The following is a 680-nucleotide window of genomic DNA, read 5'->3' on the forward strand; positions in this document are numbered from 1 at the left end:
CCTGGCCGGCGTGGCCGAGGCCCTCGACCCGCTCATCGCCGACGCCCCCCGCCGCCGCGTGCTGCGGAGCCCGCGATGAGCGGCGCCGTGCAGGAGTTGTTCGTCGCCCCCGACGGCACGGCCCGCGGCCTCTACGGCGAGCTGATCGACGCCGCCGCCCTCGGCGCCGCCGCCCTCGGCGCCGCCTCCGTCGTCCGGGCGAGCCACGTTGAACCCGCCCCCGGCGGCGGGTGGACGGCGGACCTGTCACCGGTCGGCGGGCCGACGCTCGGCCCGTTCCCCCTGCGGAGCGCCGCCCTCGCCGCGGAGGCCGACTGGCTCACCCGCCACCGCCTGACCCCGCCGGGCTGATCGCCCGGCTCCACCAACGTCTTCCCCCGAAGCGGCGGATCGGCCCAGCGCCGACCCGCCGCTTTTCCTTTTCCCCCACCCACCTCACGAACAGGAGCTTTCGACGATGCCCCAACACGAACTCAACCGCCGGATCGCCGCGGCGACCGGCGAGAGCGTCGGCGCGATCGCCCGCCTCGGCTTCCAGTTGGACGGCCCGGCCACCTTTACCCACCTCGACGACGACCTCGGCCCCATCGACTGGGACGCCGAGCAGGCCCGGCGACGGACGAACCCGGCCCGGTGCGGTCGCGGCAGGGTCGCCTTCCACTGATCGGGCGGCGACGCCC

2 protein-coding genes are annotated in these 680 nt (G+C 76.5%); both read left to right on the plus strand.

The window, feature by feature from the left end:
- Positions 1–75 precede the first annotated feature (75 nt).
- On the plus strand, positions 76–351 hold the full coding sequence (locus ACG2DA_RS22935) for a hypothetical protein (protein ID WP_395259034.1): 276 nt from the start codon (positions 76–78) through the stop codon (positions 349–351).
- A gap of 106 nt (positions 352–457) precedes the next feature.
- Positions 458–664, plus strand: a complete 207-nt coding sequence (locus ACG2DA_RS22940; protein WP_395259036.1) for a hypothetical protein — start codon at positions 458–460, stop codon at positions 662–664.
- Positions 665–680 lie beyond the last annotated feature (16 nt).

Source organism: Alienimonas sp. DA493 (assembly GCF_043951915.1).
Lineage (GTDB): Bacteria > Planctomycetota > Planctomycetia > Planctomycetales > Planctomycetaceae > Alienimonas.

Bases quoted from the DNA above. Each gene is read 5' to 3' on its own strand.
- ACG2DA_RS22940 (WP_395259036.1), top strand. From the start codon at position 458: ATGCCCCAACACGAACTCAACCGCCGGATCGCCGCGGCGACCGGCGAG.
- ACG2DA_RS22935 (WP_395259034.1), top strand. From the start codon at position 76: ATGAGCGGCGCCGTGCAGGAGTTGTTCGTCGCCCCCGACGGCACGGCC.